The organism is Arthrobacter sp. NyZ413, assembly GCF_049390645.1.
Classification (GTDB): domain Bacteria; phylum Actinomycetota; class Actinomycetes; order Actinomycetales; family Micrococcaceae; genus Arthrobacter.
The window spans coordinates 1,595,712-1,615,536 of sequence record NZ_CP155434.1; the positions used below are offsets into that span (position 1 = coordinate 1,595,712).

The 19,825-nt window shown below is 64.5% G+C and carries 16 protein-coding genes and 1 rRNA gene; 13 read left to right on the forward strand and 4 right to left on the reverse strand.

The window, feature by feature from the left end:
- Positions 1 to 18: 18 nt before the first annotated feature.
- Positions 19 to 984, reverse strand: coding sequence for a quinone oxidoreductase family protein (locus ABCW42_RS07515; RefSeq protein WP_423184253.1), 966 nt, complete (start codon positions 982 to 984; stop codon positions 19 to 21).
- Positions 985 to 1,152: 168 nt separating this feature from the next.
- Here ABCW42_RS07515 and argC point away from each other — a divergent pair, with 168 nt between their 5' ends.
- The 9 genes from argC to ABCW42_RS07560 all read left to right on the forward strand — a co-directional run bounded on the left by argC (position 1,153) and on the right by ABCW42_RS07560 (position 10,726).
- Positions 1,153 to 2,184: an N-acetyl-gamma-glutamyl-phosphate reductase gene (gene argC / locus ABCW42_RS07520; protein WP_423184254.1), complete on the forward strand. Its 1,032-nt coding sequence runs from the start codon at positions 1,153 to 1,155 to the stop codon at positions 2,182 to 2,184.
- Positions 2,181 to 3,347, forward strand: coding sequence for a bifunctional glutamate N-acetyltransferase/amino-acid acetyltransferase ArgJ (gene argJ / locus ABCW42_RS07525; protein ID WP_423184255.1), 1,167 nt, complete (start codon positions 2,181 to 2,183; stop codon positions 3,345 to 3,347). Before argC ends, argJ begins: the two co-directional genes overlap by 4 nt.
- A gap of 13 nt (positions 3,348 to 3,360) precedes the next feature.
- Positions 3,361 to 4,335 carry an acetylglutamate kinase gene (argB, locus tag ABCW42_RS07530; protein WP_423184256.1) on the forward strand — a complete coding sequence of 325 codons (975 nt, stop codon included), beginning with the start codon at positions 3,361 to 3,363 and terminating at the stop codon, positions 4,333 to 4,335.
- A 14-nt stretch (positions 4,336 to 4,349) separates the two neighbouring features.
- A complete protein-coding gene (locus ABCW42_RS07535) occupies positions 4,350 to 5,657 on the forward strand; it encodes an acetylornithine transaminase (protein ID WP_423184833.1) in 1,308 nt (435 codons plus the stop codon).
- On the forward strand, positions 5,654 to 6,655 hold the full coding sequence (gene argF / locus ABCW42_RS07540; RefSeq protein ID WP_423184257.1) for an ornithine carbamoyltransferase: 1,002 nt from the start codon (positions 5,654 to 5,656) through the stop codon (positions 6,653 to 6,655). Before ABCW42_RS07535 ends, argF begins: the two co-directional genes overlap by 4 nt.
- Complete coding sequence (locus ABCW42_RS07545; RefSeq protein WP_423184258.1) at positions 6,655 to 7,191, forward strand: arginine repressor; 537 nt, start codon at positions 6,655 to 6,657, stop codon at positions 7,189 to 7,191. The genes argF and ABCW42_RS07545 overlap by 1 nt, the downstream gene beginning before the upstream one ends.
- A gap of 52 nt (positions 7,192 to 7,243) precedes the next feature.
- The gene (locus ABCW42_RS07550; protein ID WP_423184259.1) at positions 7,244 to 8,449 is read left to right on the forward strand and encodes an argininosuccinate synthase; all 1,206 of its coding nucleotides are present in this window, start codon (positions 7,244 to 7,246) and stop codon (positions 8,447 to 8,449) included.
- Between the two features lie 5 nt (positions 8,450 to 8,454).
- Positions 8,455 to 9,882 (forward strand): argininosuccinate lyase, encoded by a 1,428-nt coding sequence (gene argH, locus ABCW42_RS07555; RefSeq protein WP_423184260.1) that lies wholly within the window; start codon positions 8,455 to 8,457, stop codon positions 9,880 to 9,882.
- Between the two features lie 109 nt (positions 9,883 to 9,991).
- Complete coding sequence (locus ABCW42_RS07560) at positions 9,992 to 10,726, forward strand: maleylpyruvate isomerase family mycothiol-dependent enzyme (RefSeq protein WP_423184261.1); 735 nt, start codon at positions 9,992 to 9,994, stop codon at positions 10,724 to 10,726.
- Here ABCW42_RS07560 and ABCW42_RS07565 read toward each other — a convergent pair.
- Complete coding sequence (locus tag ABCW42_RS07565; protein WP_423184262.1) at positions 10,635 to 12,194, reverse strand: AlkA N-terminal domain-containing protein; 1,560 nt, start codon at positions 12,192 to 12,194, stop codon at positions 10,635 to 10,637. The genes ABCW42_RS07560 and ABCW42_RS07565 overlap by 92 nt on opposite strands.
- A gap of 104 nt (positions 12,195 to 12,298) precedes the next feature.
- Here ABCW42_RS07565 and ABCW42_RS07570 point away from each other — a divergent pair, with 104 nt between their 5' ends.
- Complete coding sequence (locus tag ABCW42_RS07570) at positions 12,299 to 12,949, forward strand: DNA-3-methyladenine glycosylase (RefSeq protein ID WP_423184263.1); 651 nt, start codon at positions 12,299 to 12,301, stop codon at positions 12,947 to 12,949.
- A gap of 87 nt (positions 12,950 to 13,036) precedes the next feature.
- Here the strand turns inward: ABCW42_RS07570 and ABCW42_RS07575 are convergent, their stop codons facing one another.
- Positions 13,037 to 13,672 carry a GNAT family N-acetyltransferase gene (locus ABCW42_RS07575; RefSeq protein ID WP_423184264.1) on the reverse strand — a complete coding sequence of 212 codons (636 nt, stop codon included), beginning with the start codon at positions 13,670 to 13,672 and terminating at the stop codon, positions 13,037 to 13,039.
- A 158-nt stretch (positions 13,673 to 13,830) separates the two neighbouring features.
- Between ABCW42_RS07575 and ABCW42_RS07580 the strand changes: the two genes are divergently transcribed.
- Both ABCW42_RS07580 and tyrS read left to right on the forward strand, forming a co-directional pair.
- Complete coding sequence (locus tag ABCW42_RS07580) at positions 13,831 to 16,059, forward strand: HelD family protein (protein ID WP_423184265.1); 2,229 nt, start codon at positions 13,831 to 13,833, stop codon at positions 16,057 to 16,059.
- A 33-nt stretch (positions 16,060 to 16,092) separates the two neighbouring features.
- Entirely contained in the window at positions 16,093 to 17,403 is a 1,311-nt protein-coding gene (gene tyrS, locus ABCW42_RS07585) for a tyrosine--tRNA ligase (RefSeq protein WP_423184266.1), read from the forward strand.
- On the opposite strand, the gene ABCW42_RS07590 is transcribed toward tyrS, so the two are convergent.
- Entirely contained in the window at positions 17,396 to 17,707 is a 312-nt protein-coding gene (locus ABCW42_RS07590; protein ID WP_423184267.1) for a hypothetical protein, read from the reverse strand. The genes tyrS and ABCW42_RS07590 overlap by 8 nt on opposite strands.
- 208 nt (positions 17,708 to 17,915) lie before the next feature.
- On the opposite strand from ABCW42_RS07590, the gene ABCW42_RS07595 reads away from it, so the two are divergent.
- Positions 17,916 to 19,437: ribosomal RNA gene (locus ABCW42_RS07595) — 16S ribosomal RNA — on the forward strand.
- Positions 19,438 to 19,825: the final 388 nt, after the last annotated feature.

The following is a 19,825-nucleotide window of genomic DNA, read 5'->3' on the forward strand; positions in this document are numbered from 1 at the left end:
CTTTTACGGAACTTGCCCCTACGGAAGGAGGAGCAGCTTCCCCGTGGTCTTCCGTCCTTCCAGGTCGCGGTGGGCCTGGGCGGCCTCGGCGAGCGGGTACGTCCCGCCGATCCGCACCTTGAGGGCGCCGCTGGCGACGGCACCGAAGACCTCGGCAGAACGCCAGCGTCGTTCCTGGGGATTCTGCAGGAAGTGGGCAAGGCTTGGCCGGGTCAAGGACAAAGAGCCTGCGCGGTTGAGCCGTTGCGGATCAAAGGGCGGCACCGGTCCCGACGCGGCCCCGAACAGAACAAGGGAGCCGCGGACGCGCAGGCTTGCCAGGGAATCGTCGAAAGTGTCCTTGCCGACGCCATCGTAGACAACATTGACGCCTTCGCCGGAGGTCAGTTCGCGGACCTTGTCGGCGAAACCGGCGTAGCGGAGGACCTCGTCCGCGCCGGCTTCGCGGGCCAATGCTTCCTTCTCGTCCGAAGAGACTGTGGTGATGACGCGCGCGCCGCGTGCCTTGAGCAGCTGCGTCAGGATGAGGCCCACGCCGCCGGCTCCGGCGTGGGTCAGGACCGTGTGGCCCGGCTCCACCCGGAACGAGGAGTTGATGAGGTAATGGGCCGTCATCCCTTGGAGGGGCAGCGCGGCCGCCGTGTGGTCGTCTACGCCGTCCGGCACGGGAAGGGCCTTGTCCGCGTCAATGAGGGTGTACCCGGCGTAGCTGCGGGAGCCTTCGGCGGTGGCCACGTGGTCTCCCACTGCGAAGTCCTCGACCTCGGAGCCGACGGCTTCAACCACTCCGGCCGCCTCGGAGCCGGGAGTGAACGGATATTCGACCTTGTAGACGCCGCCGCGCTGGTAGGTGTCGATGAAGTTGACGCCTGCGGCGACCACCTTGACCAGCAACTGGTGCGGGCCGGGTGCCGGGACCTCCACGTCGCTGAGTTCGAGGACTTCCGGTCCTCCGGCCTGCCGGGCGATGATCGCGTGCGTCATAGGGCTCCTTCCGGGTCGGGGCGCGTTCGCGCCTCCTCACGTTCCATCCTAGGGAGCGGTATCGGTGGGGTGTCCAGTCGGGCGCGGCGGGGCGGTAATCCCGAAGGGCAATAATTCGACATGCATAAATATCGGGATCAATGAATATTTTTGCTGTATAGTCATGCCATGACTATTTCTGTTGCCGTCTCCGGTGCCAGCGGTTACGCCGGAGGAGAAGTGCTGCGCCTCCTGGCCGGACATCCCGACGTCACCATCGGCGCCATCACCGCGCACAGCAATGCCGGTTCCAGACTAGGGGAGTTGCAGCCGCATCTCCATGGCCTGGCCAACCGAATTCTGGAAGACACCAGCGTGGAGAACCTTGCGGGCCATGACGTCGTCTTCCTCGCGCTCCCGCACGGAGCATCGGCTGAGATCGCAGCGCAGTTGCCGGAAGGCACCCTGGTGATCGACGCCGGAGCGGACCACCGGCTCGAAGACCCCGCGGCCTGGGAAAAGTTCTACGGCTCCGCGCATGCCGGGACCTGGCCTTACGGACTTCCCGAGCTGCCCGGGCAGCGCGACGCCCTCAAAGGCGCGAAGCGGATCGCGGTGCCCGGCTGTTATCCGACGTCGTCCCTGCTGGCCCTCACGCCGGGCTTCGCCAACCAGCTCCTCCAGCCCGACGACGTCGTGATTGTTTCCGCCTCGGGAACCTCGGGCGCGGGTAAAGCGGCGAAAGTGAACCTCATCGGCTCGGAAGTCATGGGCTCCATGAGCCCCTATGGCGTAGGTGGCGGACACCGCCACACCCCGGAAATCGAACAGGGGTTGTCCAACGCGGCCGGAGAGAAAGTCACGGTGTCCTTCACCCCGACGCTCGCCCCCATGAGCCGCGGCATCCTCAGCACCGCGACGGCCAAGGCCAAGCCGGGCGTCACCGCTGCCGAGCTCCGGAGCGCTTGGGCCGAGGCGTACGACGACGAACCGTTCGTTCACCTGCTTCCCGAAGGACAGTGGCCCGCCACCAAGTCGGTGCAGGGCTCCAACCACGCCGTCATGCAGTTGGCCTTCGATCCCCATTCCGGCCGCGTCATTGTCACGTGCGCCATCGACAATCTGACAAAGGGGACCGCCGGCGGTGCCGTGCAGTCCATGAACATCGCCCTCGGCCTGGATGAATCCGCCGGCCTCAACGTGCAAGGAGTTGCCCCGTGACCATCACCGCACCCCAGGGATTCCGCGCAGCCGGAGTCAAAGCCGGAATCAAGGCATCGGGAAACCCGGACCTTGCACTGGTTGTCAATGACGGCCCGCTCAAGGCCGGCGCTGCCGTTTTCACGTCCAATCGCGTGGCCGCGGCACCAGTGCACTGGTCCCGCCAAGTGGTTTCCGACGGCCGCGTTGACGCCGTCGTCCTGAATTCGGGCGGTGCGAACGCCTGCACCGGTCCGCAAGGCTTCCAGAACACTCACGCAACCGCCGAGAAAGTCGCCGATGTCCTCGGAATCTCCGCATCCGACGTCGTTGTTTGCTCCACCGGCCTCATCGGCGAGCACCTGCCGATGGACAAGATCCTTCCCGGCGTGGAGGCCGCTGCCGCCGGATTGTCCGAAGACGGCGGCTCTGCAGCCGCAACGGCGATCATGACCACGGACAGCGTCGCCAAGGAAGCCGTCTTCACCGGCACCGACGCGGAAGGCAAGACCTTCACGGTGGGTGGCATCGCGAAGGGTGCGGGCATGCTCGCTCCCGGCCTCGCGACCATGCTGGTTGTCCTCACCACGGATGCCCAAGTCCCCGCTGAAGAGCTCGACGTCGTCCTCCGCGACGCCACGCGCGTCACCTTCGACCGCACGGACTCGGACGGGTGCATGTCCACCAACGACACCGTGGTGCTCCTGGCATCGGGAGCCTCGGAAGCCATTCCGTCCGCCGAGCAGCTGGGTGCCGGAGTCACACAGGTGTGCGCCGAGCTCGCCCGCAAGCTGATCGGCGACGCCGAAGGAGCCAGCCACGACATCGCCATCCGCACGTTCAACGCGGCCAGTGAGCGCGACGCCGAAGTGGTGGGACGTTCGGTGGCACGGTCCAACCTCTTCAAGACCGCGATCTTCGGCAAGGACCCCAACTGGGGCCGTGTCCTGTCCTCGGTAGGCACCACGGACGCCGTCTTCGAGCCGGACCAGCTCAACGTGTCAATGAACGGAATCCAGATTTGCCGCAACGGCGGCATCGGCGACGACCGTGGACTGGTGGATCTTGAATCCCGCGAAGTCCTCGTGGAAATCGACCTGCAGGCCGGCGACGCCGAAGCCACCATCTGGACCAACGACCTCACGCACGACTACGTGCACGAGAACAGCGCCTACTCGAGCTAGGGAAGGACGGACCATGACCGCGCACACCCGCGAGAGCACCTCCACAAGCGCCGATCCGGCAAAAACAGCCCAGGACAAGGCCGCGACGCTGATCGAAGCGCTGCCCTGGATCCAGCGCTTCGCCGGCACCACCATGGTGATCAAGTACGGTGGCAACGCCATGGTCAACGACGACCTCCGACGAGCCTTCGCCGAGGACGTCGTCTTCCTGCACCACGTGGGCATCCACCCCGTCGTCGTGCATGGCGGCGGCCCGCAGATCAACTCGATGCTCGGCAGGCTGGGAATCGAATCCGAATTCAAGGGCGGCCTGCGGGTCACCACCCCTGAAGCCATGGACGTCGTGCGCATGGTGCTCACCGGACAAGTGGGGCGCGAACTCGTGGGCCTGATCAACTCCCATGGTCCGTACGCCGTCGGAATGTCCGGCGAAGACGGCGGTCTCTTGCGCGCCGTCCGCACCGGAACCGTCGTGGACGGCGAGGAAGTCGACCTCGGCCTCGTGGGCGAAGTTGTCGGCGTCGACCCCACAGGCATCGAGGACATCCTCGCCGCGGGCCGCATCCCCGTGATTTCGACCGTCGCCCCGGAGATCATCGACGACAGCGACGGCGACCCCGCGACCCAGCGGTTCCAGACCACGGGCCAGGTACTCAACGTGAACGCGGACACCGCGGCTGCCGCCGTCGCTTCCGCTTTGGGCGCGTCCAAGCTGGTCATCCTCACCGATGTCGAGGGACTCTACGGCGACTGGCCGGACAAGTCTTCGCTCATCTCTTCCCTGACCGCGACGGAACTGCGGGAGATGCTGCCGCGGCTGGAGTCCGGCATGATCCCGAAGATGGCCGCGTGCCTGAAAGCCATCGACGAAGGGGTGCGCCAAGCACACATCGTCGACGGCCGCTTGCCGCACTCCATGCTTCTTGAAACCTTTACGACGGCGGGCATTGGAACCCAGGTTGTCCCTGATGAGGAAGTGAATACATAGTGAGCAGCAATGAACTGAACCATTCCGCCGCGGAGGCCTCCGCAACCACAATTGTCCCCAATAGCAGCGGAGCAGATTGGCTTGCCCGCTACTCCTCGTCCCTCATGGGCGTCTTCGGCACGCCCCAGCGCGTCCTCGTCCGCGGAGCCGGTTCCCTCGTCTGGGACGCCGACGGCAAGGAATACCTGGACCTGCTCGGCGGCATCGCCGTTAACGCGATGGGTCACGCCCACCCCTTCGTGACCTCGGTCATCGCGAGCCAGTTGGCGACGCTGGGCCATGTGTCCAACTTCTTCACGAGCCCCACGCAAATCGCGCTCGCTGAAAAACTGCTCGCACTCACCAACGCTCCCGCCGGCTCGAAGGTGTTTTTCGCCAACTCCGGCACGGAAGCCAACGAGGCCGCTTTCAAACTGGCCCGCCGCAACGGTGACGCCCCCGTCGGGGCCAAGGCAGCGAAGCGCACCAAGATCATCGCCCTAGAAGGCGCGTTCCACGGCCGCACCATGGGCGCGCTCGCCTTGACGGCCAAGGAAGCCTACCGTGCGCCTTTCGAGCCCCTGCCCGGCGGCGTTGTCCACATCCCGTTCGGCGACATCGAAGCCCTGCGTGCCGCCGTCGACGACACCACTGCCGCGGTCTTCCTGGAACCCATCCAAGGTGAAGCCGGAGTCCGTCCGCTTGGCAAGGAATACCTGCAGGCGGCCCGCGAGGCCACCAGCAAGGCCGGCGCCCTGCTCATCCTGGACGAGGTCCAGACCGGCATCGGCCGCACCGGCAAATGGCTCGCCAGCGAGGACGCGGGAATCGTCCCGGACGCCGTGACCCTCGCCAAAGGACTGGGCGGCGGTTTCCCCGTAGGCGCGCTCATCACCTTCGGGCCGTCGACGTCGTCGCTCCTCACGGCGGGCCAGCACGGCACCACGTTCGGCGGCAATCCCGTGGCCACCGCCGCGGCCCTCGCCACCTTGCACGCCATTGAGAACCAGAACGTGCTGGACAATGTGCTCACCGTCGGCGCGCGGCTGCGGGCCGGCCTGTCCGACGTCGACGGCGTCACGGAAGTGCGCGGCGAAGGCCTCCTGATCGGATTCGACCTCGACGCCGAGATCGCGCCGGCCATGGTTAACGCGGCCCTCGACGCCGGCTTCATCATCAACAGTCCGGGCCCTCGCACCATCCGCTTGGCCCCGCCCCTGATCCTGACTCTTGAACAGGCGGCGCGGTTCCTTGACGCGCTGCCGGGAATCATCGAGGCGGCATCAGCCCAAACCTCCACACCCCCGACCTCCACACCTCTGACCGATGAGGACGCACAGTGAACACCTCCACACGCCATTTCCTGAAGGACACGGACCTCACGCCGGCTGAGCAAGCCGAGGTCCTCGAGCTCGCAGTCCGCATGAAAGCGGCCCCGTACAGCGTCCAACCGTTCGCCGCGGGCGGGAACGGTCGCAAGACCGTCGCCGTCATCTTCGACAAGACCTCCACGCGCACCAGGGTCTCCTTCGCCACGGGCATCGCGGATATGGGCGGCAACGCGCTCATCATCAACCCCGGCGAGGCGCAGATCGGCCACAAGGAATCGGTGGAGGACACGGCGAAGGTCCTCGAGCGCATGGTCTCCACCATCGTGTGGCGCACGTCGGCGCACTCGGGCCTGGTCGCCATGGCCGAGAACTCCAAGGTTCCCGTCATCAACGCCCTGTGCGACGATTACCATCCCTGCCAGCTGCTCGCGGACCTCCTGGCCGTCAAGGAACACAAAGGCGAACTCGCCGGACTGACCATGGCGTACCTTGGAGACGCCGCGAACAACATGGCCAACTCGTACCTCCTGGCCGGCGTGACTGCGGGCATGCACGTACGGATTTCCGGCCCGGACGGCTACCTTCCGGCGGTGGACATCGTGGAGGCGGCAGAGGAGCGCGCATCCGAGACCGGTGGCTCCGTCCTCATCACCACGGACGCCGCGCAGGCGCTCCAGGGCGCTGACGTCGTCGCCACGGACACGTGGGTGTCCATGGGCCAGGAAGCCGAAAAGGAAGCCCGGATGCAGCTTTTCCGCGACTATTCCGTGGACGAGGCCGCCCTCGCGCTCGCGGCGCCGGACGCCGTCGTGCTCCATTGCCTGCCCGCCTACCGCGGCTACGAGATTTCGGCCGGTGTCATCGACGGACCGCAGTCCATCGTCTGGGACGAAGCGGAAAACCGCCTGCATGCCCAAAAAGCGCTCATGGCGTGGCTTATGCACAAGTCGGGACTTGCCTTCGTCGAGGGCCTGACCCCCGTTGAAGGAACCGGGGAGAGCACGTTCTAGTGTCCGCCCACCCGGCGTCGCACGGCGCCAGTCCAACTACCAAGACAGCCCGTCAGGCGCGGATCACCGCGATCCTGACGGGGGAGTCGGTGCGCTCGCAAGCCGAGCTCGCGGCATTGTTGGCGGACGACGGCGTGCAGGTCACCCAGGCGACCCTCTCGCGTGACCTCGTGGAACTCGGGGCGGTCCGCGTTCGCGGCAAGGACGGCGCGCTGGTGTATGCGGTGCCCGGCGAGGGCGGCGACCGCAATGCCAAGAGCGGCGTCACCCAGGAAATCCTGGATGCGCGTTTGTCGCGGCTTTGCGGCGAACTGCTTGTCACCGCCGAAGCCTCGGGCAACATCGTGGTGCTCAGGACGCCTCCGGGCGCCGCGAACTTCCTCGCCCTTGCGATTGACCACTCCGTGATGCCGTCGGTATTGGGTACGATCGCAGGCGACGATACCTTGCTTTTGGTTGCCAGGGATCCCGACGGCGGTGCCGAACTTGCGGCACGGTTCCTCCAATTGGCGCAGGACGCCGGACCGGGCAACTAGCCCAACCAAGCATTGATTCAAAGAAACCAAGCAACAACAAAGGAGCACTCTCGTGACTGAGCGCATTGTTCTGGCCTACTCCGGTGGCCTTGATACATCCGTAGCCATCGGTTGGATCGGTGAAGCCACCGGTGCCGAGGTCATCGCGGTGGCCGTCGACGTCGGACAGGGCGGCGAGTCGCTGGAAACCATCCGCCAGCGCGCCCTCGGCTGTGGCGCCGTCGAAGCCTACGTCGCCGACGCCCGCGACGAATTCGCGAACGAATACGCCATGCCGACGCTGAAGGCCAACGCCCTCTACCAGGGGCACTACCCGCTCGTCTCGGCGATTTCCCGGCCCGTCATCGTCAAGCACCTGGTCAAGGCCGCCCGCGAGTTCGGCGCCACCACTGTGGCCCACGGTTGCACGGGCAAGGGCAACGACCAAGTCCGCTTCGAAGTGGGCATCCAGACCCTGGGCCCGGACCTGAAGTGCATCGCACCTGTCCGTGACCTCGCCCTGACCCGCGACAAGGCCATCGCCTTCGCCGAGGAAAAGGGATTGCCGATCGAGACCACCAAGAAGAACCCCTACTCGATCGACCAGAACGTCTGGGGACGCGCCGTCGAAACCGGCTACCTCGAAGACATCTGGAACGCGCCTACCAAGGACATCTACGACTACACCGCCACCCCGGAGTTCCCGCCGGCACCGGACGAAGTGACCATCACTTTCGAAGCCGGCGTCCCGGTGGCAATCGACGGCGTCAAGCACACGCCGTTGCAGATCATCCAGGAAATGAACCGCCGCGCCGGTGCCCAGGGCGTTGGCCGGATCGACGTCGTCGAGGACCGTTTGGTAGGGATCAAGTCCCGCGAGATCTACGAAGCTCCGGGTGCCATGGCCCTCATCACCGCGCACAAGCACCTCGAAGACGTCACCATCGAGCGCGAGCAGGCACGCTTCAAGGCCACGGTTGGCCAGCGCTGGTCCGAACTGGTCTACGACGGCCAGTGGTTCTCCGCGCTCAAGCGCTCCCTGGACGCTTTCATCGAGGACACCCAGAAGTATGTTTCCGGCGACATCCGCATGGTCCTCCACGGTGGCCAGGCGATCGTCAACGGCCGCCGCTCCGAGACCTCCCTGTACGACTTCGACCTCGCGACGTACGACACCGGCGACACCTTCGACCAGTCGATGGCACGCGGCTTCATCGAGCTATGGGGAATGTCCTCCAAGGTTGCCTCGGGCCGCGACCTGCGGGTGCAGGGGAAGTAGCCCCTGTGGCTGAGCCAAAATCGGAAGCAACGAACACCGGCGCACTCTGGGGCGGCCGCTTCGCCGGCGGCCCGGCAGATGCCCTCGCCGCGCTGAGCAAGTCGACCCACTTCGACTGGCGGCTGGCCCGGTACGACATCGCAGGATCGAAGGCGCACGCCCGCGTGCTGCACAAAGCCGGACTGCTGGACGACACCGAGCTGGAAGGCATGCTTGGCGCCCTTACCCAGTTGGATGAGGACGTCGCGAGCGGCGCCTACCAGCCCGCCGAGAGCGACGAGGATGTCCACGGTTCCTTGGAACGCGGCCTGATCGAGCGCGCGGGCTCGCATTTGGGCGGCAAGCTGCGGGCGGGCCGTTCCCGCAACGACCAGGTAGCAACGCTTGGGCGCATGTTCCTGCGTGACCACGCGCGCATCATTGCCCGCGGTGTCCTTGCCACGGTGGACGCGCTCGTGGAGCAGGCAAAGGCGCACCATGGCGTGGCAATGCCGGGCCGAACCCACTTGCAGCATGCACAGCCGGTGCTGCTGAGCCACCATCTGTTGGCCCATGCCTGGGCTTTGCTGCGCGATGTGCAGCGGCTCCAGGACTGGGACAAGCGCGCCGGCGTCTCGCCGTACGGCTCCGGCGCACTTGCAGGTTCGTCTCTTGGACTTGATCCCGAGGCCGTCGCCGCTGACTTGGGCTTCCACTCCGCGGTGCACAACTCGATCGATGGAACAGCGTCGCGGGACGTCTTCGCCGAGTTCGCCTGGGTGTGCTCGATGATCGGAGTGGACTTGTCCCGGATTTCCGAGGAAGTCATTTTGTGGGCCACGAAGGAGTTCTCCTTCGTCACGCTCCACGATTCCTACTCCACGGGCTCCTCGATCATGCCGCAGAAAAAGAACCCGGATGTCGCCGAGCTTGCCCGCGGCAAGGCAGGTCGCCTGATCGGCAACCTGTCCGGGCTCCTCGCGACGCTCAAGGGCCTGCCCTTGGCGTACAACCGCGACCTGCAGGAGGACAAGGAACCGGTGTTCGACGCCGCGGACACGCTTGAGCTGCTCCTGCCGGCGGTTTCCGGAATGATCGCCACGCTCACCTTCAACACCGAGCGCATGGCATCGCTGGCACCGCAGGGGTTCGCTCTCGCGACGGACATCGCCGAGTGGCTCGTCCGCCAAGGCGTGCCGTTCCGGGAAGCCCATGAGCTTTCGGGTGCGGCGGTGAAGCTGGCTGAAGGGCGCGGAGTTGAGCTCTGGGACCTGACGGACGAGGAATATGCCGGGATTTCGGAGCACCTGACCCCGGAAGTCCGCAAGGTGCTGAGTACCGAGGGTTCCCTCAACAGCCGCAACTCCCAGGGCGGAACCGCACCGGCCGCCGTCGAACGCCAATTGGCCGCGCTCGAGGCCGAGCTGGAAGGCGTCCGCGGGTACGCCGCCTAGCAAGCAACGCGAGTTGGCATTTCGCGGCAGTGTTTTCTTGTAGATACTGCCGTGAAATGCCAACTCGTTTGCGTTAACCGGCGTTAACTCTGTCGGCTACTATGGCGCTATGACTGAAATCACTACTTCAGCGCTACTTGCCGAGCTTCACCAAGCAGCCGGCATCGTCACAGGCGTCGTCGCCAAAATCGACGATGCCGGCGTCAAAGCCCCCTCTGAGCTTCCGGGCTGGACGCGCGGCCATGTCCTGGCGCACATCGCCGGAATCGCCAACGCCATGGCCCGCCAGCTTGAATACGCTGCGCGTGGTCAGACCATCGAGCTGTACGACGGCGGCTATGAGGGCCGTACGAAGGCAATCGAGCTGGCTGCCGGACACACCGCTGCTGAACACCAGGCCGAAGTCGAGGCTGCCGTTGCCCGGGCCCTTGCCGCCTTCGATGGTTTGCCGGAATCCGGCTGGGCGGCCCGGATCAGCTATCGTGACGGGATAGTGCTCGACGGCGGTCTGGCACTTTGGCGCGAACTGGTCATCCATGCCGCGGATCTTGGGATGGGCCGCGGCCCGGAGACTTGGAGCCGGACCTTCTGCGAGCACCTTTTCGAATTCCTCTCGGCCCGCGTTCCGGCAGAGCAGAAATTCGTCCTCCAACCCCTTGCGCTGCCGCAGCTGGTCATTGGTTCCGGACGGGAGTCGGTCTCCATCACCGGCATGATCACGGACATCGCCGCGTGGCTCGCGGGACGGACGCCTACCCTGGGAAGCTTGCGGGCTGTTGCCGCAGCGGACGGGGTTGACTTGCCCTCGCTCCTGCCGTGGCCGTCGGGCGTCCCGGCGAAGTAGGGCCCGTGCGTTTTGCGGCGGCTTGAGCCGCTGCCGATCGCCACAGGTGCATTGTCGCGTAGGACCGCCACGGACTCACGTTCCCGAAGTCGGCAGGCAGTCCCTCAACAGCTTCGAGGCGTTTGAGGCCGTTGAGCACCGCCGCGTCGTTGGCCAGGAAGACGTCCGGGTCGCCGATCACGCGCATCGCTACGTATCCCACCGTCCAAGGCCCGACGCCGGGCAGCGACAGGAGTTTCTCGGCCAGCGTTCCGCGGTCGTCGCCATAGTCGAAGTCGAGTTCTCCGCCGGCCATGGCGCCCGCCGCTGCGAGGACGGAATCCGTCCGGCGGCGCGGACCGCGCAGCAATCCGGCACCGGAGCGGGCGATTTCCTCCGAAGTCGGGAACAAGCGGTCCAGACCCAACGCGGTGGCCGGGTGCCCATCCGGCAACCGGGTTCCGGCGTCGGACAGTTGACTCAAGGCCGTTCGCGCGGCCGCGACGGTGATCTGCTGTCCGATCATCGCCCGCACCAGCAGTTCCTGCGGGTCGACGGCGCCGGGCACCCTGATTCCCGGGACTGAACTGACCGATTGCCTGATCCGGGTGTCCAGGGCGAGCGTCTCGTCGACCGCCACGGGATCGGCGTCGAGATCGAACAACCGCCGAACGCGGCTCAGCAGGACCGGCAGGTCGTGAAGGTCCAGGGCGCCGACGGTAAGGGTCAGCGTCCCGCCGTCATACTCCACCGTGAACACCGCGTCGCCGTGGGGGAGCCGGAGGGTCCTGCTATAGCCGTCCACCCCGGCAATCTCGATGCCCGGAATCGCGCGGGCAGCCAGGAAATCGAAAATTCCCCGGTCGAACGGCTCCCGGTACGGCAGGTTCAGCGTCAATGACGTGGCGTGGGAAGCTGCGCGTTGAGGGGCGGACGCCGCAGTGGCCCGCAACGCCGTCGGAGTCAGCGCGAAGACATCGCTGACGGTGTCGTTGAACTGGCGGATGCTGTTGAACCCGGCCGCGAACGCTACGTCGGAAAGCTTCATGGGGGTTGAAACCAGGAGGGACCGGGCGGTCTGGGCCCGGCTTGCCCGCGCCAACGACAGGGGCCCGGCGCCAAGCTCGTGGTGCAAGATCCTGTTCAATTGCCGGGACGAGTAACCCAGTTTTTTGGCCAGTCCTTCCACGCCAACGCGGGACAGGGCGCCGTCGTTGATCAACCGCATGGCCCTGCCTGCGACGTCCGAGCGCATGTTCCACGCCGGAGTGCCCGGAACCGCTTCGGGGAGGCACCGCTTACACGCACGGTAACCGGCTTCGTGGGCCGCGGCCGACGTTTCGTAGAACGTCACGTTCTCGGGTTTGGGCGTCCGGGCCGGGCAGGACGGCCGGCAATAGATCCCGGTCGAGCGGACGGCAGTGTAGAACTGACCGTCGAAACGCGGATCGCGCGCATCGATCGCCCGGTACCGTTGCCAAAAATCCATGGCTTCATCCTCGCACCCGCGCCTTGCTCTATCTAGCGGAAATCGGACACGACCGATCTCCGGGCTGCAAAAGCTCGTCCGGGGCGGTTTGCTATCGTCTGGACATGACTTTGCACGATGCCGGCCCAGATGCCATCCGTGCCGTGCTTTCCGGGGATCCGCGGGATGTCGCCCCGCATCTCCTGGGTGCGGTGCTCAGCCATCACTCGCCCGAAGGCACCGTCGCCATCCGGGTCACGGAGGTGGAGGCGTACCTTGGCCCGCGCGATTCCCCCCAACCCGACCCTGGATCCCATACGTACGGCGGCCGCACTGCCCGGAACGCACCGATGTTCGGTCCGGCCGGCCACCTCTATGTCTATTTCACCTACGGAATGCACTACTGCTCGAACATCGTCTGCGGTCCCGACGGCGTCGCGTCCGGGCTGCTGCTGCGCGCAGGGGAGGTGGTGGCCGGGTATGCCCTGGCGCAATCCCGCCGTCCGGCGTCGAGGTCCAGGACCGACCTCGCGAGCGGACCCGCCCGGCTCGCTTCCGCGCTTGGACTGACGACGGCGGACAGCGGCCGGGACGCGCTCGCAGAGCCGTTCAGGCTCGAACTTCCGTCCGCTCCGGCAGCGGAATCGGCCGTGGCCAACGGTCCCCGCGTCGGGGTAGCCGGAGAAGGCGGTTCGGATAGCTACCCTTGGCGGTATTGGCTGGCCGGAGACCCGACCGTTTCCCGCTACAAAGCGGCTCGCAGCCGGACTGCCTAGCGCAGCCGGACTGCCTAGCGCAGCCGGACTGCCTAGCGCAGCCTGACAGCCTAGCGCAGCCGGACAGCCTGGCGTGCGGTTCCGAACTCAGGCAGTCTGCTCCGTCGGCGTCGGTTCCGCGACGTAGGCGCAGCGGTTGTCCTGGACCTCGAATGGCGCCAGGCGCGCGAGCAGCGACTCGCGCGCCTGCGGCCATTCGTCCTGAAGGATTGAGAAAACGGCCGTGTCGCATCGGCTTCCGTCAGGGGCGAAGCGGTGCCCCCGCAGGGTGCCCTCGTAGCTGGCCCCCAAGCGTTGGATGGCCGAGGCGCTCCGCTTGTTCCGGGCATCGCACCTGAATCCAACCCGATGGACGGCCAGGACATCGAAAGCGTATGCAAGCAGCAGTTGTTTCGCCGCCGGATTGACGTGGCTGCCCCAGAAAGGCCGGCCATAGAACGTCCCGCCGATTTCCAGGCGTTGCTCGCGGGGACTGTAGTCGCAAAGTGAAGTGGTGCCCAGGAGCGCGCCGGTCCGCTGCTCGACGACGGCGAACGGAATCGTCGCGGGATCCTCGAGACGGGAAGCGAAGAGTTCGGCCAGTTCGGCAGCGCTCAGAGGCTGCTCTGCGGCCATGCCGGACCACATGTCGGAGTCCACGAAATCGAAGAGCGGTCCGGCATGTGCGGGGGAGAGGGGGACGAGGCTGATGCCGTGTCGCGTAAGGGCAACGTCGTGCTGCATTGCAGCATTGAAGCACCGCCGGACGTGCCCCGGAATGCTCCGGAGGTTAGCGCCGGGTGAACATTGCGTGACGCACCGGGGCGGGGGCAGTTTCACGCGCGTCAAGCAAAACCGCTGTAGAATGGACGGTCCGTCTTTTTCGATAGGGGAACGTTTCGATGCACGACGCTGATTTGCTCCACGAACGCGAGTACGTGGCCGGACTCTATGCCCGCCTGGATGAGTTGCGGGAAGAGAAGCGGGAGCAACTGGCGCAAGTCCGGCGTGCCGGCGCCGTGGGCACCATGCAGAACGTTTCCGAACGGGACGCCTTCGCCGCACTGTACGAGGACCGCCTTGCCCAGCTCGACGCCGTCGACGACCGGCTCGTGTTCGGCCGCCTGGACCTCGACTCCGGCGAAGCGCAGTACATTGGCCGCATCGGCTTGTCCACGACGGACCTCCAGCGCCTGATGGTCGACTGGCGTGCGCCGGAAGCCGGCCACTTCTACCAGGCGACCGCTTTCGACCGGCAAGGCGTCCGCCGTCGTCGTCATCTGATCCTGCAGGGCCGCGACGTCAAGGCGATCGAAGACGACGTCCTGGACGCAAGCATGCTCACGGACAGCGACTCCCTCCAAGGCGAGGGTGCGCTTTTGGCTGCCCTCAATTCCAAGCGCACGGGCCGGATGTCGGACATCGTCGGCACCATCCAGTCCGAACAGGACCGCATCATCCGCTCGTCCATCTCGGGGGCCCTCGTCGTCCAGGGTGGTCCCGGTACCGGCAAAACCGCCGTCGCGCTGCACCGGGCGGCCTACCTCCTTTACACCCACCGCGACCGCTTGAAGTCCGCAGGCGTGCTGCTCGTGGGACCGTCGTCGTCGTTCATGAACTACATCGAGCGCGTCCTGCCGTCCCTCGGCGAAACCGGAGTGGTCATGGCAAGCCTCGGCAGGCTCATGCCCGGTATCCACGCGGTACCCGAGGCCGATCCGGACGTGGCGGCGCTCAAGGGCAAGCTGGACATGGCCGAGGTCGTCGCAAACGCCGTCGCCAACAGGCAGCGCACTCCCGCGAAGGACAGCATCCTCGAAGTCGATTCCCGCAAATTGACCCTGACAGTCCGGCAAGTGCGCCGGGCCCGGGACAAGGCACGGGCGACAGGCAAACCGCACAACGAGGCGCGCGTGACGTTCGTGAAGATCCTGCTGCGGGAGCTCACCGAACAATTGACGGAGATCGTCGAGGCCTCGAACATCGGCAACAACGCCGATCGGTCCTACCTCGCCGAGGACGTACGCTCTGCCCGCGACGTCAGGATCATGCTGAACCTGTGCTGGATGCCGATGACTCCGGAAAAGCTCGTCTCGGAGCTGTTCAGCAAGCCCGCGATTTTGGAAGCCTGCACTCCGCATCTGACCCCGGAGCAACGTGCCCTGTTGCTCCGGCCGGCGGACGCCCCTTGGACGGAGGCCGACGTTCCGCTGCTTGACGAAGCCGCCGAGTTGCTTGGCGAACTGGATCCGGCGGCGGGCCGTGGCCTCGCGCAGCAGGAACATGACCGCGCGCGCGACCTCGCCAATGCCAAGCAGACCCTCGCCAACATGGAGGCCATGGGCGTCGACGTCCTGATGACGGCCGAAGAACTGGCCGAGCAGAACCAGGAACGCGAGGCCCGGCTGACGGCCGCCGAACGTGCCACGAGCGACCGTTCGTGGGCCTTTGGGCACATTGTCGTGGACGAGGCCCAGGAACTCTCGCCCATGCAGTGGCGGCTCCTGGTCCGGCGTTGCCCCCTGAAGTCGTTCACAATCGTCGGGGATATCGCCCAGACGAGTTCCTCGGCCGGTGCGAATTCGTGGCACAGCGCCTTGGCGCCGTCGTTCGGGGACCGCTGGCAGCTCGAAGAACTCACAGTGAACTACCGGACGCCTTCGCAGATCGCCGAAGCCGCTGTCCGCATGGCGAACCGCGCGGGCCTGGTCGTTTCGGCGCCCAAGGCCGTGCGGGAAGGCCGTTGGTCGCCCATCGTTGACCGCGTGGAGGCTGACGGGATCGTGGACCGGCTCGTCGAGGTCCTCCCGGAAGAACTGGAAGCGCTCGACGGCGGCCTGCTCGCCGTCATCGCCGACGGCGCCTTGCTCCCCCAGGCAGGCGCGGCACTCCGAGGCATCTACGGACACCGCGTCGGCTCCGGAGCAGGCAGCTATTCGCAGGACATCGTGGTCATCAGCCCGAAGGAAGCCAAGGGGCTGGAGTTCGATGGCGTCGTCGTCCTGGAACCGGCGGCGATGTTGAACCACGAGCACGCCAAGGTGGGCGACCTCTACGTTGCCATGACCCGTCCGACGCAGCGATTGCGACTCATTGCCGCCGCGCCGCTGCCGGCGGGGATTGAACGCTAAGGAAGCGATTGGAATCCTGCTAACTTAGAACTCGTGTCACACGTAAATAACCTCGAGTCCCAGCACAACGACCCGGGCTTCGCCAATATTTGGCAAGAGCTCAAATGGCGCGGCCTGATCCACGTTTCCACTGATGAAACGGAACTGGAAAAGCTGCTCGCGGGGGACCCGATCACCTATTACTGTGGCTTCGACCCCACCGCTCCGTCGCTGCACCTCGGCAACCTCGTCCAGCTATTGCTCATGCGCCGCCTCCAGCTCGCCGGCCACAAGCCGCTCGGCCTCGTGGGCGGCTCCACCGGGTTGATCGGCGATCCGCGTCCGACGGCGGAGCGCACCTTGAACACGAAGGACACGGTTTCCGAGTGGGTCGGCTACCTCCAGGCTCAGGTTCGCCGCTTCCTCAGCTTCGAGGGCGGGAATTCCGCGCGGATGGTGAACAACCTGGACTGGACGGCGCCCTTGAGCGCCATCGATTTCCTCCGCGAAATCGGCAAGCACTTCCGTGTTGGCACCATGCTGCGCAAGGATGCAGTCGCTTCGCGCCTTAGCTCCGACGAAGGTATCTCGTACACGGAGTTCAGCTACCAGATCCTGCAGGGCATGGACTACCTTCAGCTCTACCGCGATTACGATTGCGTGCTGCAGACCGGTGGATCGGACCAGTGGGGCAACCTGACCAGCGGAACCGAGCTCATCCGCAAAGTGGACGGCAAGAGCGTTCACGCCTTGGGCACCCCGCTCATCACCAATTCGGACGGCACGAAGTTCGGCAAGAGCGAAGGCAACGCCATCTGGCTCGACGCGCAGATGTGCAGCCCGTACACGTTCTACCAGTTCTGGCTCAATACGGCAGATGCCGACGTCGTTGATCGCCTGAAGGTCTTCACTTTCATCGGCCGTGCGGAGATCGAAGAGGTCGCCGTCGCGGTGGCCGAGCGCCCGTTTGCACGGGAAGGCCAGCGTCGCCTTGCCTTTGAAGTCACGTCCTTGGTCCATGGGGTCGAAGCGACGGAGAAAGTCATCGCAGCCTCGGCCGCACTGTTCGGTAACGGCGATCTCACTGTCCTCGACGAGATGACACTTGCATCGGCAACCGCGGAATTGCCGTCAGCTTCTGTTGGCACGGACGGTCTTGGCATCGTCGACCTCCTGGTCGCGTCCGGCTTGTCCGATAGCAAGTCCGCAGCCCGACGCACCGTGGGGGAGGGCGGCGCCTACGTGAACAACAACAAGGTGACCGATCCCGATGCCGTGGTTGACAAGGCTGAATTGCTTCACGGCAAGTACTTGTTGCTGCGGCGTGGCAAGAAGAATCTGGCAACTGTCGAAGTCCTCAACTGACGGGCTCATCTTCTTCCTGAAATCTCCCTGCACGCTCTTCCAGGACCGACTTGCGCGGTCCCGGAGGAGCGTGTATTGTTTTCTGAGTCGCCGCCGCTGATGCGGAAAAGTGCGGCAAATCCCAACGAGATTCAAATGATCCGATTCCGGCAAAGTTCGGAAAGCGGAGTTTTTGAAGTCTCTTGGGGGACGTTCGATTCATCAAGGTGAATTCGGGAAGAAAACCTGGATTTGCAAAGTGAATATGAATGAAATAAAGTAGAAATATCACAGCGAAGAAATGCGAAACTCGAAATTCATTCATGAATTTCTTTCGAGAAGTATTCGAATTGTGTCTGTTGTTTGAGAACTCAATAGTGTGCCAAGTTTGTTGATACCGATTTTTTTGAATTGGTTGTTTTGCCGGGCCTTGTCCGCCCCTGTGGGTGGGGTCTGGTTCAGCTGGTTTCAGATTTTGTGCAGCTGTTTTTGCCGTTGTTTCCGGTGGGGATGGTTGTGTCTGTTTTTGTTTTTTGACGGAGAGTTTGATCCTGGCTCAGGATGAACGCTGGCGGCGTGCTTAACACATGCAAGTCGAACGATGAAGCGGTGCTTGCACCGTGGATTAGTGGCGAACGGGTGAGTAACACGTGAGTAACCTGCCCTTGACTCTGGGATAAGCCTGGGAAACTGGGTCTAATACCGGATATGACTGCTCCGCGCATGCGGTGGTGGTGGAAAGCTTTTGTGGTTTTGGATGGACTCGCGGCCTATCAGCTTGTTGGTGGGGTAATGGCCTACCAAGGCGACGACGGGTAGCCGGCCTGAGAGGGTGACCGGCCACACTGGGACTGAGACACGGCCCAGACTCCTACGGGAGGCAGCAGTGGGGAATATTGCACAATGGGCGCAAGCCTGATGCAGCGACGCCGCGTGAGGGATGACGGCCTTCGGGTTGTAAACCTCTTTCAGTAGGGAAGAAGCGCAAGTGACGGTACCTGCAGAAGAAGCGCCGGCTAACTACGTGCCAGCAGCCGCGGTAATACGTAGGGCGCAAGCGTTATCCGGAATTATTGGGCGTAAAGAGCTCGTAGGCGGTTTGTCGCGTCTGCTGTGAAAGACCGGGGCTCAACTCCGGTTCTGCAGTGGGTACGGGCAGACTAGAGTGATGTAGGGGAGACTGGAATTCCTGGTGTAGCGGTGAAATGCGCAGATATCAGGAGGAACACCGATGGCGAAGGCAGGTCTCTGGGCATTAACTGACGCTGAGGAGCGAAAGCATGGGGAGCGAACAGGATTAGATACCCTGGTAGTCCATGCCGTAAACGTTGGGCACTAGGTGTGGGGGACATTCCACGTTTTCCGCGCCGTAGCTAACGCATTAAGTGCCCCGCCTGGGGAGTACGGCCGCAAGGCTAAAACTCAAAGGAATTGACGGGGGCCCGCACAAGCGGCGGAGCATGCGGATTAATTCGATGCAACGCGAAGAACCTTACCAAGGCTTGACATGGACTAGTAAAGCGCAGAGATGTGCTCCCCTCTTGAGGCTGGTTCACAGGTGGTGCATGGTTGTCGTCAGCTCGTGTCGTGAGATGTTGGGTTAAGTCCCGCAACGAGCGCAACCCTCGTTCTATGTTGCCAGCGGTTCGGCCGGGGACTCATAGGAGACTGCCGGGGTCAACTCGGAGGAAGGTGGGGACGACGTCAAATCATCATGCCCCTTATGTCTTGGGCTTCACGCATGCTACAATGGCCGGTACAAAGGGTTGCGATACTGTGAGGTGGAGCTAATCCCAAAAAGCCGGTCTCAGTTCGGATTGGGGTCTGCAACTCGACCCCATGAAGTCGGAGTCGCTAGTAATCGCAGATCAGCAACGCTGCGGTGAATACGTTCCCGGGCCTTGTACACACCGCCCGTCAAGTCACGAAAGTTGGTAACACCCGAAGCCGGTGGCCTAACCCTTGTGGGGGGAGCCGTCGAAGGTGGGACCGGCGATTGGGACTAAGTCGTAACAAGGTAGCCGTACCGGAAGGTGCGGCTGGATCACCTCCTTTCTAAGGAGCGCTGTGCATTGTTGTCCTGTTGGCCCTGTGGGGGTTGGCGGGGCGGGTGCCAGGTAGCAAGCCCGTTGCGCAGGCGGATGTTCTGCGGCGGGTGCTCATGGGTGGAATATCAACGAATCATTTTTGGTGGCATGGCTGTGTGGTCTGTGCCCTGGTGCTAGTACGACGCCTTCTTCCTTCTGTCCGTTTGTGATGGTGGGCGGGGGTGTGGGGAACGTGTCCGGGGTGTGGGTTGTGTGGTGGTGTTTGGTGCACTGTTGGGTCCTGAGGCAACAGGCCCTGCTGGTTTCCTTGTGTCTGTTCTGCGCGCGTGTGTGTGCGGGGCGGGTGTGGGGGGTGGTGGGTGTTGTTTCTGGTTTCCTGGTCTTGTGCTTGTCCT

What these genes read in the sequence shown, in the direction of transcription:
- ABCW42_RS07515 (WP_423184253.1), bottom strand. Translation starts at nt 984, where the DNA reads ATGACGCACGCGATCATCGCCCGGCAGGCCGGAGGACCGGAAGTCCTC.
- argC (WP_423184254.1), top strand. Translation starts at nt 1,153, where the DNA reads ATGACTATTTCTGTTGCCGTCTCCGGTGCCAGCGGTTACGCCGGAGGA.
- argB (WP_423184256.1), top strand. Translation starts at nt 3,361, where the DNA reads ATGACCGCGCACACCCGCGAGAGCACCTCCACAAGCGCCGATCCGGCA.
- ABCW42_RS07560 (WP_423184261.1), top strand. Translation starts at nt 9,992, where the DNA reads ATGACTGAAATCACTACTTCAGCGCTACTTGCCGAGCTTCACCAAGCA.
- ABCW42_RS07565 (WP_423184262.1), bottom strand. Translation starts at nt 12,194, where the DNA reads ATGGATTTTTGGCAACGGTACCGGGCGATCGATGCGCGCGATCCGCGT.
- ABCW42_RS07570 (WP_423184263.1), top strand. Translation starts at nt 12,299, where the DNA reads ATGACTTTGCACGATGCCGGCCCAGATGCCATCCGTGCCGTGCTTTCC.
- ABCW42_RS07575 (WP_423184264.1), bottom strand. Translation starts at nt 13,672, where the DNA reads ATGCAGCACGACGTTGCCCTTACGCGACACGGCATCAGCCTCGTCCCC.
- ABCW42_RS07580 (WP_423184265.1), top strand. Translation starts at nt 13,831, where the DNA reads ATGCACGACGCTGATTTGCTCCACGAACGCGAGTACGTGGCCGGACTC.
- ABCW42_RS07590 (WP_423184267.1), bottom strand. Translation starts at nt 17,707, where the DNA reads ATGAATGAATTTCGAGTTTCGCATTTCTTCGCTGTGATATTTCTACTT.